The organism is Pseudomonas sp. nanlin1 (assembly GCF_045571515.1).
Classification (GTDB): Bacteria; Pseudomonadota; Gammaproteobacteria; order Pseudomonadales; family Pseudomonadaceae; genus Aquipseudomonas.
The window spans coordinates 3,833,357-3,850,182 of the sequence record NZ_CP124218.1 but is presented as its reverse complement, the minus strand read 5'-3'; the positions used below and the strand labels follow the sequence as shown (position 1 = coordinate 3,850,182).

Genomic DNA, 16,826 nt, shown 5'->3' with positions numbered 1-16,826 from the left:
GTGTAGGGGGTCAACAATATGATTGGTAATGTTTATGAGGTTGCAAGATTCTATTGTTCAAGTAGCGTTGTCAGTGCAAATGGTAATTGTTATTTGAATGAATCTGCTGAGGAAATGCTTGTCAAAGATATACATGAGCAGCCGGCATTGTCTAGCTTGGCGAGCCGTTTAAGTGCCAGTGCTTTGCGGGCCGACGCTCGCGAAAGTGGATTGGGACATGCCGAACTTACTAATGTTATGAAAGCGTTAAGGTCGCAAATATGGGGGGCTGACTATTACAGTAATCGTGAGAAACACGATGCTTATGTGCCTGATACGGACGACCTTGAATGGTTAGCGCGCGCCAAACAAGCATCCGATTACGTGAAAGCTGCCCATAATGGCTTTAAGGACAGTGTGGCTAATCCTTTCGCTAACCTGTCAAATGAGCAATTGGCATTGATTACCTACGATGACAGTGGCGCATTTACCCTGAACGAACGTCAAGCGGCCGCGTTCGAGACAGCAGGAAGGGAAAGTGCATGGCGCACGGGTTTGCTTGCGCGGGGGAACGAGGAATACTCGCGCACGGGCGGGATGAAAGATTTTTATCAGGAAATTATAGATAATTATTGGACGCTCTCACCCATCGAGCGGACTCAGTACCCGGCCGACTATGTCTCGGACCTGCAGAACAAAATGAATCAACCCAATGACCCATTGCCAGTAAATGCCAACCCGCAAGAAATGAAAACCTTGTTCGATATACTTTTTCCTCCTCGTGAAAATTTATCGGAAAACGGACTGGTTGGAATTGGCAAAGCGGCTGAGAAATCTTAATTGCTATTTTATAGTAGTTAGCTATCTGGGGTTTTAGTTGCGAAAATTTTTGCTGTGTGGTTTGCAGTGAGTTAGAGGAAAAATGATGATAATAAAAGTGCATTCCAGCGTTGTGCCCGCTAGCCAGCCAAGCAGTAAGGGTACTCATAAGCCTATAGCGTCTGTGGAGTCAGCGGACCGCAACAGCCTACCAGACGGGCAAGACAAAGCCACATTGTCGAGTCTGGCCAGTCGTTTATACGATAGTGCCGTGAGGGCAGAAAAGCGCGACAGTGAGTTGGGGCATAAAGCGTTGGCGGATAAGGCCACAGAGCTAAAGGCCCAAATAATGGGTCCCAACTACTACTCTAATCGAGAAAAACACGACTCTTTCGTTCCCGATACGGATGATCTTGAGTGGTTGGAACGTGCAAAGCAATCATCAGACTTCATAAAGAGTGTGCATAACGGGACCAAAGGCAGTGTTGCCAATCCCTTCGCAGGTTTGTCTAATGAACAATTGGTATTGATTACCTATGATGACAGCGGTGCCTACACGATCAACGAACGGCAGGCGGCCTTTTGCGAGACATCAGAGAGAGATAATGCATGGCGGACTTCGCTTATAGCAAGAGGGGATATTGAGTACTCACAGTCCGGAGGCAGAAAGGAATTTTTCAAAGAAATCCTGGATCACTATCAGGCCTTACCAGCCATCGAACGGGCTCGCTACCCTCTCAATTACGCAGCTGAACTACAAACTAACATGAACCGCCCCAATGACCCCCTTCCGGTGAACGCTAATCCAGCAGAAATGAGAACCCTGTTCGACCTGCTATTCCCGCCACGCGAAGACTTATCTGAAAGCTTACCGGTGGCCTAGGCGGCCGATAGCAGGGCCCTAGGCCCTGCATTTCAGGTACGAACTAAGTCGCTGAAAAGACGTGACTTTTTCAAAAAGCGGATTTTCCATGGAGATCGATCAATATTTGATCGATCCCCTGCAGGCCTTGCTACACAAGGGCTGCAGGGGAACGCGAACATGTTATCCACAGATCCGCCAACAGAGATTGTGCGAAACTTTGCGGCTGTGTTTCAACCTGCCTCGGCCAGCTGACGGGCTGTCTAGCGGGTTTGTGTTTGCCGGGGGGAAGAGATCGGGGGCGAGCCCCCTCCTACGATTTGGGGCATATTTTAGAGATATGTCGCTGACCGTAGGAGGGGGCCTTGCCCCCGAGCTCTCGCTGACCCATTCACGTATCAATTAACTTGCTGAAAACACGTGACTTTTTCAAAAAGCGGGTTTTCCATGGAGATCGATCAATATTTAATCGATCCCCTGCAGGCCCTACCGTATAAGGCCTGCAGAGTAACGCGAACATGTTATCCACAGATCCGCCAACAGAGATTGTGCGAAACTTTGCGGCTGTGTCTGCGCCTGCCTTGGCCTGCTGACGGGCTGTCTAGCGGGTTTGTGTTTGCCGGGGGAAGAGCTCGGGGGCGAGCCCCCTCCTACGATTTGGGGCATATTTTAGAGATATGTCGCTGACCGTAGGAGGGGGCCTTGCCCCCGAGCTCTTGCCGACCCATTCACGTATCAATTAACTTGCTGAAAACACGTGACTTTTTCAAAAAGCGGGTTTTCCATGGAGATCGATTAATATTTAATCGATCCCCTGCAGGCCTTACCGTATAAGGCCTGCAGGGGAGCGCGAACATGTTATCCACAGATCCGCCAACAGAGATTGTGCGAAACTTTGCGGCTGTGTTTGCGCCTGCCTCGGCCTGCTGACGGGCTGGCTAGCGGGTTTGTGTTTGCCGGGGGAAGAGCTCGGGGGCGAGCCCCCTCCTACGATTTGGGGCATATTTGAGAGATATGTCGCTGACCGTAGGAGGGGGCCTTGCCCCCGAACTCTCGCTGACCCATTCACGTATCAATTAACTTGCTGAAAACACGTGACTTTTTCGAAAGCCCGGTTTTTCAGGGGGATCGATCAATATTTAATCGATCCCCTACAGGCCTTACCGTATAAGGCCTGCAGGGGAGCGCGAACATGTTATCCACAGATCCGCCAACAGAGATTGTGCGAAACTTTGCGGGTGCAGGTTAACCCGTTTCGGCGAATTGGCGCAGGTCATCACCTGCCAGGCGATAGCGCACCCATTCCGGTTGCGCTTTGGCGCCGATGGCTTCGTAGAAGCGAATCGCCGGTTCGTTCCAATCCAGCACGCTCCACTCGAAGCGCCCGCAGTCGTTTTCCACGGCGATGCGGGCCAGGTGCTGCAATAATTTCTTGCCAGCGCCCAATCCGCGTTGCTGCGGTGCGACATACAGGTCTTCCAGATACAAGCCAGGGCGTCCCAGCCAGGTGGAATAGCTGAGAAAGTACAACGCGAACCCCACGGGTTGGTCGTTGTTCAGGCAGATCAGAGCCTTGGCTGGGGAGTTCGGATCCAGCAAGGTACGCTCGATGTCGGCGATGTTGGCCAGGACTTCGTGTTCGGCTTTTTCATACACGGCAAGCTCGGTGATGAAAGCCAGAATCGTTTCGGCGTCAGCCGCATTGGCGGCACGGATGGACAGGCTCACAGGCCACTCCTGGGGTAGGTATGGATCAGTGGGTTTGGCTGAGAAAACGGTCGACCACTTGCCATAGGCGTTCGTCTTCGAAGTCTTTGATCACCAAACCAGCACCTGCATCCAGCAAGGCCTGCGGGCTTTGGCTGGTAGCCAGGCCGACGGTGAACACACCGGCCTTGACCGCTGCCGTCAGCCCAGGCACGGAGTCCTCGAAAGCCAGCGCGGCTTCGGCGCGGCCCTTGAGCCGCTCAAGGCCGGTCAAGTAGGGCAGGGGGTCGGGCTTGGCCCGGGGCAGTTCTTCGGCGATGACCAAGGCGTCAAAGCGGCTGCTCAAACCGAGGGCGTCGAGCATGTGCTCGGCATTGGCGCGGGGTGCGTTGGTGACCACCGCCATGCCGATGGCTTTGGCCGAGGCGAAATCCAACAGGCGCATCAGGCCGGGAATGGGCTCAAGGGTAGGCGCCATAGCGCGAAACAAGGCCTCTTTACGGTCTGCCAGGGCTGCACGCTCAGCCACCGAGTGCTCGGGAAACAGGTAAGCGAACAACACCGGGTTCGCCCGCCCACTGCAGTGGGTTTCGAATTCTTCGGCGCTCAGGGTGCGTCCGTGTTCGGCCAGCAATTGCTGAAAAGCCGGTAAATGCAGCTTGTCGGTATCGGTCAGGGTGCCATCGAGGTCGAACAGCAGGGCTTCGAGCATGGGGGAGGGCCTTGGGCGCAAAGGACTTATCGTAACAGTTGATGCAAAGACGACCAGAGGCGCTAGCCAAAAAAAACCGGAAAGAGTACAAATGTACTCCATGACGACTTTATCTCCACGCCGCACCGCCATCCTGACCTTTATCCGCGAACGTATCGCCGAACAGGGTCAACCCCCGAGCCTCGCTGAAATCGCCGAGGCGTTCGGCTTCGCTTCGCGCAGCGTGGCGCGCAAGCATATTCTGGCCCTCACCGAGTTGGGCCTGATCGAAGTGCGCCCCAACCAGGCCCGGGGCATACGCTTGCGCGACCCCGAGAGTGCTTTGCCGTGGCTTGAGGTTCCCGTGCTGGGTCGAGTCGCCGCAGGGCGGCCCATCGATCCTGGGGTAGGTGAACATGATCACTTGCGCTTCGATCCGCGCACCTTCGCCTTGCCCCCAGACTTCCTCCTTCAGGTCGCTGGCGATTCGATGATCGACGACGGCATTCTCGATGGCGATCTGGTGGGGGTTAAACGCCAGGCCGAAGCCCGCGCCGGGCAGATCGTCGTGGCGCGGCTCGACGGCGAAGTGACCATCAAGCGTTTCGAGACGAGCGCTTCGGGCTTTCGCCTATTGCCCCGTAACCCTGCCTACGCGCCCATTGAAGTGCGTGCCGATCAAGACTTCGTGATCGAAGGGATTTTCTGCGGGCTGGTGCGGCGATGATAGGGGCTGTGGTCAGCCTCGACGGCTTGTTGGATGAGCGGCGCGTCTGGAAAGGTCGCCAACCCGCCAGGCCCCTGGGCGCGCAACCTACCGAGCATCCAACCTTGGACGCCGTGTTGCCCAGCGGCGGCTGGCCGGCGGCGGCCCTTAGCGAGCTCTTGCTACCGGCCAATGGCAGTGGTGAATTGGCCTTGCTGTGGCCGACATTGGCCCGTCTCAGCCAAGCAGGCGAGCGGGTCGTGTTGGTGGGGCCACCGCATCAACCTTACCCCCAGGCCTGGCTAGCGGCTGGGGTCGACCTGCGCTGGCTGTCACTCATTGAGGCGGCAGGCAGCGATGCGTTGTGGGCCGCCGAGCAGTGCCTAAGGTCAGGCAGTTGCGGGGCTGTGCTGTGCTGGCCACAGCAGGTGGACGACCGTGCACTGAGGCGGTTGCAGGTCGCGGCAGAAACCGGCCAGACCCTGGCTTTTGCCTGCAGGCCGCACAGTGCGGCGCACAACCCGTCGCCTGCGGCGCTGCGCCTGGCCATCGACCTGCACCCGGCGCAAGTACGCGTACTCAAGTGCCGTGGCGGGCTCGCCCCGGCAACGCCCATCGCCTTCGTGGCGGGGCATTGAGGTTGCCATGCTGTGGGCTTGCATTCTTTTGCCGCAACTGGCCCTTGATGGCCTCCAGCGAGGTTGCGCTGACCCCGACCGCCCACTGGCACTGATCGCCGGTAATGCCCAGCGCCGGGTGCTGCAGGCCGTTAATCCCGCAGCGCGGGCACTGGGCCTCAGGCCTGGGCAGTCGCTAACGGCCGCGCGGATGCTGGCTAGTCATTTCGCTACCGAGGACTATGACGCCGCCCGTATCGAACACTGGCAAGCTTTCCTGGCGGCCTGGGCCTACGGTTTCAGCTCCCAGGTCAGCCTGTTTTATCCGCGTGTGGTCTTGCTGGAAGTGCAGTCCAGCTTTGGATTGTTCGGCCCCTGGGCACAGTTCGAGGCACGTTTGCGCCAAGAGCTGACCCAGTTGGGGTTCAGCCATCGCATCACGTTGGCGCCCAACCCGGCAGCGGCACGGGTATTGGCCAATGCCTTCGAAAGTTTTGCGGTAACCGATGAGCCAGCCTTGCGCGCCGCCCTCGACCCATTGCCCATCGACCGCGTCGGCTTGCCCAGGGAGGCTGCCACGGCCTTGAGCCGCATGGGCTTGCGGCGGCTAGGGCAAGTGTTGGCGCTGCCTCGGGAAACCCTGGCCCGGCGCTTTCCCAGCGAGGTGCTGGCCCAGCTTGATTGCCTGCTTGGGCTAAGGCCCTTGAGCCTCACTTATTACACACCGCCTGACCACTTCAACGGCCGCATCGAGTTCAATTTCGATGTACAGGCGCAACAGGCTTTGCTGTTTCCGCTACGTCGGCTGATCAACGACCTGGCGGCGTTCCTCGCTGGCCGCGATGGCGGTGTGCAACGTTTTGTCCTGCACCTGGAACACGTGGAAGGGGATGACACCCTGGTCCCGGTCGGTTTGTTGAGTACCGAGCGCCAAGCCGACATGTTGTTCGAGTTGGCCCGCGGCCGGCTAGAGCCGGTACGCCTGCCTGGGCCGGTGCGCGCGTTGCGTTTGGTGGCCCAGGAGCTTCCGGCGTTTGTCCCGGTGCATGGGGCACTGTTCGATACCCGACCGCAGCAAAACCAACCTTGGGAGCAACTGCGCGAGCGCATTCGCGCCAGGCTCGGTGACGACTGTCTACACGAGTTACGCGCCAATGCCGACTACCGCCCCGAGCGGGCTCTGGCGCTGCCCGGTGCTGGCCCCGGAGGTCACTTGCAACTGGCCCCCCCGCGCCCTGGGTGGCTGTTGCACGAGCCCGCCTTGTTGGCCGAGCCGGCGTTACAGGTGCTGGCCGGGCCCGAGCGCATCGAGTCCGGCTGGTGGGACGGCAGTGATATGCGCCGTGACTATTACCGGGTGCAGATGCGCAATGGCCAGTGCGCTTGGGCCTACCGCACCGTTGGCGATACCGGGCCGTTGTGGCTGCAAGGCTGGTTCGCATGAGCCAGCCCTATGCCGAGCTGCACTGCCTGTCCAATTTCAGCTTTCAGCGCGGTGCCTCCAGCGCCCGCGAACTGTTCGAGCGGGCGCGGCGCCACGGTTACAGCGCGCTGGCGATCACCGACGAGTGCACCCTGGCGGGTATTGTCAGAGCCTGGCAGGCAGCCCGTGAGGTGCAATTGCCGCTGCTGGTCGGGAGTGAAATGCGCATCGCCGATGGGCCGCACTGTGTGTTGCTGGCCAAGGACCTGGCCGGCTACCAAGCGCTGTGCAAGCTAATCACGTTGGCTCGGCGTCGCGCCGCAAAAGGTGAGTATCGGCTGTTGAGAGAAGATTTCAGCCAAGTGGACCTCAATGGGTTGCTGGCGTTGTGGGTCGCGGATGAAACCCACGACTACGCCCATGGCCATTGGTTGAAGAGCTTGTTCGGCGCGCGCCTGTGGCTGGCGCTGCACTTGCACCGCGGGCCCGATGATCAACTGCGCCTACAGCGTTGGCAGGCTTTGGGTGGGGTGCTGAAGATCCCGTTGGTGGCCTGTGGTGATGTGCACATGCATGCCCGCGGCCGTCGCGCTCTGCAGGACACCATGACCGCCATTCGCCATCATGTGAAAGTTGCAGAAGCCGGCCATTTACTGTTTTCTAATGGCGAGCGACACCTGCGTTCTCTGGCGCAACTGGCTGAGCTGTATCCCCCGGAGCTGTTGGCAGAAAGCGTTAACATCGCCCAGCAGTGCCAGTTCGATCTCGGCCAGCTGCGCTATCAATACCCGCGTGAACTGGTGCCAGAAGGCTATACGGCTATCGCTTGGCTTCGCGAACTGACAGCCCGTGGCCTGCGTGAACGCTGGCCACAGGGCCCAACGGCCAAGGCCAGCCAACAAGCGCAGACCGAACTGACGCTGATCGGCGAAATGGGCTATGAAAGCTATTTCCTCACCGTGCATGACATCGTCCGCTTTGCCCGCTCGCGCTCGATTCTTTGTCAGGGCAGGGGCTCTGCAGCCAATTCGGTGGTGTGCTACGCCTTGGGCATCACCGCGTTGGACCCTGACCAGACCAATCTGCTGTTCGAGCGCTTTCTGTCCAAGGAGCGCAACGAACCGCCCGACATCGATGTGGATTTCGAGCACGACCGCCGCGAAGAGGTATTGCAATACGTATTCCAGCGCTATGGCCGTGGCCGCGCGGCGTTGACGGCCGTGGCCAGCAGCTACCGCGGGGCTGGCGCGGTACGGGATGTGGCCCGGGTGCTGGGTTTGCCGCCCGATCAAATCAACGCCCTGGCGGGCTGCTTCAGCCGCTGGAGCGACAGCTTGCCCCCGGCCGAACGCTTGATCGAAGCGGGCTTCGACCCGGCTAGCGCGGTGCTGCGGCGGGTGATGGCACTGACTGGCGAACTGATCGGTTTTCCTCGACATCTGTCGCAACATCCGGGTGGTTTTGTCATTTCCGAGGAGCCGTTGGACACCCTGGTGCCCGTGGAAAACGCCGCCATGCCTGAGCGTACGGTGATTCAGTGGGACAAGGACGACCTTGATCTAATGGGGCTGTTGAAGGTCGATATCCTCGCCCTGGGGATGCTTAGTGCGCTGCGCCGCTGCTTCGACCTGCTGCGCCTGCATCGCGGGCTGGATCTGGACCTGGCTCGCATCCCCCCGGACGACGTCGCCACCTACGCTATGATCAGCCGGGCTGACACCTTGGGCGTGTTCCAGATCGAGTCACGGGCACAAATGGCCATGTTGCCACGGCTCAGGCCGAAGAAGTTCTACGACCTGGTGATCGAAGTGGCCATCGTTAGGCCTGGGCCGATCGTTGGCGATATGGTCCACCCTTATCTGAAGCGGCGTAACGGCGAAGAGGCCGTCGTTTACCCCTCAGAAGCTTTGAAAGGGGTGTTCGAGCGCACCCTGGGGGTGCCGCTGTTCCAGGAACAAGTCATGGCGCTGGCGATTGTCGCCGCCGACTACACCCCTGGCGAAGCGGACCAATTGCGCCGCTCCATGGCCGCCTGGAAACGCCACGGCGGCCTTGAACCCCACCAGAAGCGGCTAATGGACGGCATGCTGCGCAATGGCTATAGCGCGGAGTTCGCGGCGCGCATCTTCGAGCAAATCAAAGGCTTTGGCAGTTACGGTTTTCCCGAATCCCATGCCGCCAGTTTTGCCTTGCTTACCTATGCCAGTTGCTGGCTCAAGTGTCATGAACCGGCCGCCTTCGCATGTGCCCTGATCAACAGCTGGCCCATGGGTTTCTACAGCCCGGACCAAGTGTTGCAGGACGCTCGGCGCCATGGCATTCGCACCTTGGCAGTGGATGTCCGTTACAGCGACTGGGACTGCACCTTGCACCCCGATGATCAGGCCCAACCGGCCATTCGCCTGGGCCTGCGGATGATTCGCGGCTATTCGGAGGACGCCGCCCGAAGCATCGAAGCGGCTCGAGGGCAGGGGCCTTGGCGGGACATCAGCGATTTGAGCGAGCGGGCCAGGCTCGACAGCCGCAGCTTGGCGGCTTTGGCTGACGCAGGGGCACTGCAAGGGCTGGTGGGCCACCGCTACCAAGCGCGCTGGCAGGTAGCGAGCGTCGAACGCCAGTTGCCGTTGTTCGCCGACACGGGCCCACGGCCCGAGCCTGAAGTCGAACTGCCGCAACCCAGCGTGGGGGAAAACCTGTTCGCAGATTACAGCACCCTCGGTACCACCCTTGGCCCACATCCACTGGCGCTGCTGCGCGGGCAGCTGGCCGGCCTGCGCTGTCGAAGCTCCAAGGATTTAGCCAGTATCGAACACGGCCGACCGGTAACGATCGTCGGCTTGGTCACGGGTCGCCAGCGCCCCGGCACTGCAGGTGGGGTGACATTCGTCACCCTGGAGGATGAGTTCGGCATGGTCAACGTGGTGGTCTGGAAAGATCTAGCCGAGCGCCAGCGCCGGGTGTTGGTGGGGGCGCAGCTGTTACAGGTCAAAGGCCGGCTAGAGTCGGCCAACGGTGTTCGCCACGTGATTGCCGGTCACCTTGAAGACCGCGGGCAATGGTTGGCGGGGCTGGATGTGCGCAGTCGTGACTTCCATTGAAAAGAGCGGCACTGACCAGGGTGGCAGCAAAAAACAGGCATTAAAAAGCCCGATAATAGCATCGGGCTGGGGTTGGCCAGGCAGGCCGGTAATTTTTTGCTGTACGCCTTGGGCAGGTCAACCAGGCCCAAGTTCAGTCGGGAAGGAGCATACCCGTGAAATCGGCGGTCGCCTCCTGTTTTTATTACCAGGCGATGTATAGCACGCGCCAACCATGGTCACAAAGGTCTATTAGCGTAGTTTGTCTGCAGTCGGGTTTTGTCAGGGTATTTCGTGCAATTGACAATTGGCAGGATTTCCCTGAATGTAGGCCACCCGAATCAAACGGGCGTATGAATCGGGCGTTTGCCCGGCGCGCTCGGATTATCGCGCTGGCGGGTATGCCGGGCGTCGAGGTTGGCTGAGTCTGCAACAAGAACGAAGAACGACTCGTCATCCTCTATGCTTGAGTTCAGCGTGTACCGTTCAGCTTCCATATCGTGGAGATCAGTTGATGATTTACGAAGGTAAAGCCATCACCCTTAAGGCTCTTGAAAGCGGCATCGTCGAGCTGTGTTTCGACCTCAAGGGTGAGTCCGTCAACAAATTCAATCGTCTGACCCTGAACGAGTTGCGTCAGGTGGTAGACACCCTCAAAGCCGACGCCTCGCTCAAAGGCGTCGTGGTCACCAGCGGCAAAGACGTATTTATCGTCGGCGCCGACATTACCGAGTTCGTCGAAAACTTCAAGCTGCCCGAGGCCGAGCTGGTCGCCGGCAATATCGAAGTCAACCGTATTTTTAGCGATTTCGAAGACCTGCCAGTGCCCACCGTCGTCGCCATCAATGGCATTGCCCTGGGCGGCGGCCTGGAAATGGGCCTGGCCGCTGACTATCGCGTCATGTCCAGCAGCGCCAAGATCGGCTTGCCTGAAGTCAAATTGGGCATCTACCCTGGCTTTGGCGGTACCGTACGCCTGCCGCGCATCATTGGTGCCGATAACGCTATCGAGTGGATTGCCTCCGGCAAGGAAAACACCGGTGAGGACGCCCTCAAAGTCGGCGCCGTCGATGCCGTGGTCGCCCCGGACAAACTTCACGAAGCCGCCGTCGACCTGCTAAAGCGCGCCATCGCAGGCGAATTCGACTACCAGGCCAAGCGCCAACCCAAGCTGGAAAAGCTCAAGCTCAACGCCATTGAGCAGATGATGGCTTTTGAAACTGCCAAAGGTTTCGTTGCTGGCCAGGCCGGGCCTAACTACCCGGCACCGGTCGAGGCGATCAAAACCATCCAGAAAGCCGCTAATTTCGGTCGCGAAAAGGCCCTGGAAGTCGAAGCCAATGGTTTCGTCAAGATGGCCAAGACGCCAGCCGCGCACAGTTTGATCGGGCTGTTTCTCAACGACCAGGAGCTCAAGCGCAAGGCCAAGGCCTATGACGCTATCGCCCATGATGTCAAGCAGGCTGCGGTACTGGGCGCTGGCATCATGGGTGGCGGCATTGCCTACCAGTCAGCCCTCAAGGGCACGCCTATCCTGATGAAAGACATCAACGAAAAAGGCATCGAACAAGGCCTGGCCGAAGCGTCCAAGTTGCTCGGCAAGCGTGTCGAGAAAGGCCGCCTGACCCCCGCGAAGATGGCTGAAGCGCTCAACGACATTCGCCCGACCTTGTCCTATGGTGACTTCGGTCACGTCGACATCGTGGTCGAGGCCGTGGTCGAGAACCCCAAGGTCAAGCAGGCCGTGCTGGCTGAGGTGGAAGGACAGGTCAGCGACGACACCATCCTGGCGTCCAACACCTCGACTATCTCGATCAATCTGCTGGCTAAAGCACTCAAACGCCCGGAAAACTTTGTCGGCATGCACTTTTTCAACCCGGTGCACATGATGCCGCTGGTGGAAGTGATCCGTGGTGAGAAATCCAGTGATGTGGCGGTTGCCACCACAGTTGCCTATGCCAAGAAAATGGGCAAGAACCCCATCGTGGTCAACGACTGCCCGGGCTTCTTGGTCAACCGCGTGCTGTTTCCTTACTTTGGTGGGTTTGCCAAGCTGGTCAGCGCCGGCGTCGACTTCGTGCGCATCGACAAAGTCATGGAAAAATTTGGCTGGCCCATGGGTCCTGCCTACCTGATGGACGTAGTCGGTATCGACACCGGGCACCATGGCCGTGACGTCATGGCCGAAGGCTTCCCCGACCGTATGAAGGACGACCGCCGCAGCGCGATCGATGCTCTCTACGACGCCGACCGTCTGGGCCAGAAAAACGGCAAGGGCTTCTATGCCTACGAGACCGACAAGCGCGGCAAGCCGAAGAAGGTGGCCGACGCGTCGGTTCTGGAGCTGCTCAAGCCGGTGATCTACGAACAGCGCGAAGTGAGCGACGAAGACATCCTGAACTGGATGATGATTCCGCTCTGCCTGGAAACCGTGCGTTGCCTGGAAGACCGCATCGTTGAAACCGCTGCCGAGGCCGATATGGGCTTGGTTTACGGTATTGGATTTCCCCCCTTCCGTGGCGGCGCGTTGCGCTATATCGACTCCCTGGGTGTGGCTGAATTCGTTGCCATGGCCGACCGCTATGCCGATCTGGGCCCGTTGTACCACCCAACCGCCAAGCTGCGCGAAATGGCCGAGAAAGGCCAACGCTTCTTCGCTTGAGTGAGTCCACCGCGGTTACACAGAATAGTGAGAGTGATTTATGAGCTTGAATCCTAGAGACGTGGTGATTGTCGACTTCGGTCGTACCCCGATGGGCCGCTCCAAGGGTGGCATGCACCGCAATACCCGCGCCGAAGACATGTCTGCGCACCTGATCAGCAAGCTGCTGGAGCGCAATGCCAAGGTCGACCCGGCCGAAGTGGAAGACGTGATCTGGGGCTGCGTGAACCAGACCCTGGAACAGGGCTGGAACATCGCGCGCATGGCGTCGCTGATGACCCAGATCCCGCACACCGCTGCAGGCCAGACCGTCAGCCGCCTGTGCGGCTCGTCCATGAGCGCGCTGCACACCGCCGCCCAAGCGATCATGACCGGCAACGGGGATGTATTCGTGGTCGGTGGCGTCGAGCACATGGGCCACGTGGGCATGATGCACGGGGTCGACCCCAACCCCCATATGTCGCTTTACGCGGCCAAAGCCTCGGGCATGATGGGCCTGACCGCCGAAATGCTCGGCAAGATGCACGGTATCACCCGTGAGCAGCAAGACGCCTTTGGCGTGCGTTCCCATCAGTTGGCCCACAAGGCGACCCTGGAAGGCAAGTTCAAGGATGAAATCATCCCCATGCAGGGGTATGACGAGAACGGCTTTCTGAAGATGTTCGACTACGACGAAACCATTCGCCCTGACACTACCTTGGAAAGCCTGGCAGCACTCAAGCCGGCTTTCAATCCAAAGGGCGGTACGGTCACGGCCGGCACTTCCTCGCAGATCACCGACGGTGCGTCGTGCATGATCGTGATGTCCGCGCAACGGGCCCAGGATTTGGGTATCACCCCGTTGGCAGTGATTCGTTCGATGGCCGTGGCGGGTGTCGACCCGGCAATCATGGGCTACGGGCCAGTGCCCGCTACCCAGAAAGCGCTCAAGCGCGCGGGTTTGAGCATCACTGACATCGACTTCATCGAACTCAATGAAGCCTTCGCGGCGCAGGCCCTGCCGGTGCTCAAGGATTTGAAAGTACTCGACAAGATGAATGAGAAGGTTAACCTGCATGGCGGCGCCATCGCCCTGGGTCACCCTTTTGGGTGTTCGGGGGCACGGATTTCCGGCACGCTGCTCAATGTCATGAAGCAGAATGACGGTACCTTTGGGGTATCGACCATGTGCGTGGGGTTAGGCCAGGGCATTACCACGGTATTCGAGCGCGTGTAGAGCGTTCGGGTGAAAACAACCGGGGCCCTGTGCCCCGGTTTTTGTTTTTAAGGTTTCTAGGAGTTGCCAACATGCAGTTACAACCAGGCCTCTACCGCCATTACAAAGGCCCCGAGTATCGGGTCTTCAGCGTGGCTCGGCACTCCGAAAGCGAAGAGGAAGTGGTGTTCTATCAAGCACTTTATGGCGAATACGGCTTCTGGGTACGGCCCTTGAGCATGTTCATCGAGTCAGTCGAGGTTGACGGCGAGCAGGTCCCGCGCTTTGCTTTGGTACAAGCTGAAACCAGCCTGTTTTCCGGCCCGTCTGCACCGACCGCTTGAACCTCGGCGCTTGACCTCACCTCATAGCCACTATATATAGCGGTGCCTCTAAGGCATCACTGCCTTTCATTTTTCGAATTCAGGAATTTTCTGATCCATGGGCAAATCGCTGGTCATCGTGGAATCCCCGGCTAAGGCCAAGACCATCAACAAGTATCTGGGCAACCAATACGTGGTGAAGTCGAGTATCGGCCATATCCGAGACCTGCCCACCAGCGGTTCGGCCAGTGCCTCCAAAGAGCCTGCGGCCAAGCGCGGTAAGGCTGCGGCTGCCGAGGGGCCGGTACTGACGCCCAAAGAGAAGGCGCGCAAGCAACTGGTCGCCCGCATGGGGGTCGACCCGGACCAAGGTTGGAAGGCCAAGTACGAAATCCTTCCGGGCAAGGAAAAGGTCATCGACGAACTCCGTCGTCTGGCTAAAGATGCTGACACCATCTATCTCGCGACGGACTTGGACCGCGAAGGGGAAGCCATTGCCTGGCACCTGCGCGAAGCCATCGGCGGCGACGACAGCCGTTACAAGCGAGTGGTGTTCAACGAGATCACCAAAAAAGCCATTCAGGAAGCCTTCTCCAAACCTGGCGAACTCGACATCGACCGGGTCAATGCTCAGCAAGCGCGGCGTTTCCTCGACCGCGTGGTGGGCTACATGGTTTCGCCACTGCTGTGGCAGAAAATCGCCCGTGGCCTCTCTGCTGGCCGCGTGCAATCGGTCGCGGTCAAGTTGGTGGTCGAGCGTGAACGGGAAATCCGTGCGTTCATCCCTGAAGAGTACTGGGAAGTACACGCTGACCTGAGCACCGCCAAAGACGCCAAAGTGCGCTTCGAAGTGGCCCGAGAAAACGGCGAGGCCTTCAAGCCACTGAACGAAACCCACGCGATGGCCGCCCTGGACAAGCTCAAGGCGTCCAGTTACAGCGTGCTCAAGCGTGAAGACAAGCCCACTAGCAGCAAACCTTCGGCGCCCTTCATCACCTCTACCCTGCAACAGGCCGGCAGTAACCGCCTGGGCTTTGGTGTAAAGAAGACGATGATGATGGCGCAGCGTTTGTACGAAGCGGGCTACATCACTTACATGCGTACCGACTCCACCAACCTGTCCACCGACGCGGTGGAGATGGCTCGTACCTACATCGAAAATGAGTTCGGTAAGCAGTACCTGCCTGCCGCACCCATTGTCTACGGTAGCAAGGAGGGCGCTCAGGAGGCCCACGAGGCCATTCGACCTTCTGACGTGAACACTCACCCGAGCAAGCTCACCGGTATGGAGCGCGACGCTGAGCGCCTTTACGAACTGATTTGGCGCCAATTCCTGGCCTGCCAGATGCCGCCGGCACAGTATCTGTCGACCACGGTCACGGTTGCGGCCTCGAATTTCGAGCTGCGGGCCAAGGGCCGCATCCTCAAATTCGACGGCTACACCCGTGTGCTGCCTCAAGTCACCAAGCCGGGTGACGACGATGTTCTGCCAGAAATGGTGCAGGGCGAGGCACTCAAGCTGATCAAGCTGGACCCGACTCAACATTTCACCAAACCACCAGCGCGTTTCTCTGAAGCGAGCCTGGTCAAGGAAATGGAAAAGCGCGGTATCGGCCGGCCATCGACCTACGCTGCGATCATCTCGACCATCCAGGACCGTGGCTACGTCGCGCTACATAATCGGCGTTTCTATTCCGAAAAAATGGGCGACATCGTCACCGAACGCCTCTCGGAAAGTTTTGCCAACCTGATGGACTACGGCTTCACCGCAGGCATGGAAGAAAACCTCGATGACGTAGCCCATGGCGAACGTGATTGGAAGAACGTACTCGACGAGTTCTATGGCGACTTCAAGACCAAGCTCGACGTAGCGGGTGCAACCGACAGCGGCATGCGCGCCAACCAGCCGACACCGACCGACATCCCCTGCCGCGAGTGCGGCCGGCCGATGATGATCCGCACTGCGTCCACCGGTGTGTTCCTGGGTTGCTCAGGCTATAGCCTGCCGCCCAAAGAGCGCTGCAAGGCGACCATTAACCTGATCCCCGGCGACGAAATCGCTGCCGACGATGAAGGTGAATCCGAATCGCGCGTGCTGCGTGGCAAGCATCGGTGCCCTATCTGTGCCACGGCCATGGATGCCTACCTGCTGGATGAAAAGCGCAAACTGCACATCTGCGGCAACAACCCTGATTGCGTCGGCCACGAAATCGAAGAGGGTAACTACCGTATCAAGGGCTACGAAGGCCCGAGCCTGGAATGCGATAAGTGCGGCAGCGAGATGCAGCTCAAGACTGGCCGATTTGGTAAGTTCTTCGGTTGTACCAACGCCGAATGCAAGAACACTCGTAAATTGCTGAAAAGCGGTGAAGCGGCTCCACCGAAGATGGACGCGGTGAAAATGCCGGAACTCAAGTGCGAAAAGGTCAACGACACATACGTGCTACGTGACGGTGCCTCTGGTTTGTTCCTGGCGGCCAGCCAGTTCCCGAAAAACCGCGAGACCCGTGCGCCGCTGGTACTGGAAATCATCCCGCACAAGGATGAAATCGATCCTAAGTACCACTTCCTCTGCGAAGCCCCGAAGAAGGACCCTGACGGCTTGCCAGCGGTGATCCGTTATAGCCGCAAAACCAAAGAGCAATACGTACAGACCGAAGTCGAGGGTAAACCTACCGGTTGGCGTGCGTTCTTCGACGGAAAAAGCTGGAAGGTGGAGGACAAGCGTCCCGCCGCTAAGTAATGAACAAGCCCGGGCCTGATAA

At 58.9% G+C, this 16,826-nt stretch carries 12 protein-coding genes; 10 read left to right on the top strand and 2 right to left on the bottom strand.

The window, feature by feature from the left end; genetic code table 11:
- Positions 1–18 precede the first annotated feature (18 nt).
- The gene (locus QCL65_RS17685) at positions 19–819 is read left to right on the top strand and encodes a hypothetical protein (RefSeq protein ID WP_407310976.1); all 801 of its coding nucleotides are present in this window, start codon (positions 19–21) and stop codon (positions 817–819) included.
- 250 nt (positions 820–1,069) lie between these two features.
- Complete coding sequence (locus QCL65_RS17680; RefSeq protein WP_407310974.1) at positions 1,070–1,681, top strand: hypothetical protein; 612 nt, start codon at positions 1,070–1,072, stop codon at positions 1,679–1,681.
- Between the two features lie 1,224 nt (positions 1,682–2,905).
- On the opposite strand, the gene QCL65_RS17675 is transcribed toward QCL65_RS17680, so the two are convergent.
- Positions 2,906–3,388 carry a GNAT family N-acetyltransferase gene (locus tag QCL65_RS17675; RefSeq protein ID WP_407310972.1) on the bottom strand — a complete coding sequence of 161 codons (483 nt, stop codon included), beginning with the start codon at positions 3,386–3,388 and terminating at the stop codon, positions 2,906–2,908.
- Positions 3,389–3,413: 25 nt separating this feature from the next.
- A complete protein-coding gene (locus QCL65_RS17670) occupies positions 3,414–4,079 on the bottom strand; it encodes an HAD family hydrolase (protein ID WP_407310970.1) in 666 nt (221 codons plus the stop codon).
- Between the two features lie 91 nt (positions 4,080–4,170).
- On the opposite strand from QCL65_RS17670, the gene lexA reads away from it, so the two are divergent.
- From lexA to topA, 8 genes are all read left to right on the top strand, one after another.
- Positions 4,171–4,785 (top strand): transcriptional repressor LexA, encoded by a 615-nt coding sequence (gene lexA, locus QCL65_RS17665; RefSeq protein ID WP_407310968.1) that lies wholly within the window; start codon positions 4,171–4,173, stop codon positions 4,783–4,785.
- Positions 4,785–5,402 (top strand): translesion DNA synthesis-associated protein ImuA, encoded by a 618-nt coding sequence (gene imuA, locus QCL65_RS17660; protein ID WP_407316913.1) that lies wholly within the window; start codon positions 4,785–4,787, stop codon positions 5,400–5,402. Before lexA ends, imuA begins: the two co-directional genes overlap by 1 nt.
- 7 nt (positions 5,403–5,409) lie before the next feature.
- Entirely contained in the window at positions 5,410–6,825 is a 1,416-nt protein-coding gene (locus QCL65_RS17655) for a Y-family DNA polymerase (RefSeq protein ID WP_407310966.1), read from the top strand.
- On the top strand, positions 6,801–9,902 hold the full coding sequence (locus tag QCL65_RS17650; protein ID WP_407310964.1) for an error-prone DNA polymerase: 3,102 nt from the start codon (positions 6,801–6,803) through the stop codon (positions 9,900–9,902). Before QCL65_RS17655 ends, QCL65_RS17650 begins: the two co-directional genes overlap by 25 nt.
- Positions 9,903–10,395: 493 nt before the next feature.
- Positions 10,396–12,543, top strand: coding sequence for a fatty acid oxidation complex subunit alpha FadB (fadB, locus tag QCL65_RS17645; protein ID WP_407310962.1), 2,148 nt, complete (start codon positions 10,396–10,398; stop codon positions 12,541–12,543).
- Between the two features lie 40 nt (positions 12,544–12,583).
- Entirely contained in the window at positions 12,584–13,759 is a 1,176-nt protein-coding gene (gene fadA / locus QCL65_RS17640; RefSeq protein WP_407310960.1) for an acetyl-CoA C-acyltransferase FadA, read from the top strand.
- 71 nt (positions 13,760–13,830) lie between these two features.
- The gene (locus QCL65_RS17635; protein WP_407310958.1) at positions 13,831–14,082 is read left to right on the top strand and encodes a DUF1653 domain-containing protein; all 252 of its coding nucleotides are present in this window, start codon (positions 13,831–13,833) and stop codon (positions 14,080–14,082) included.
- A gap of 97 nt (positions 14,083–14,179) precedes the next feature.
- The gene (gene topA / locus QCL65_RS17630) at positions 14,180–16,804 is read left to right on the top strand and encodes a type I DNA topoisomerase (RefSeq protein WP_407310956.1); all 2,625 of its coding nucleotides are present in this window, start codon (positions 14,180–14,182) and stop codon (positions 16,802–16,804) included.
- The last annotated feature ends 22 nt before the right edge of the window (positions 16,805–16,826 follow it).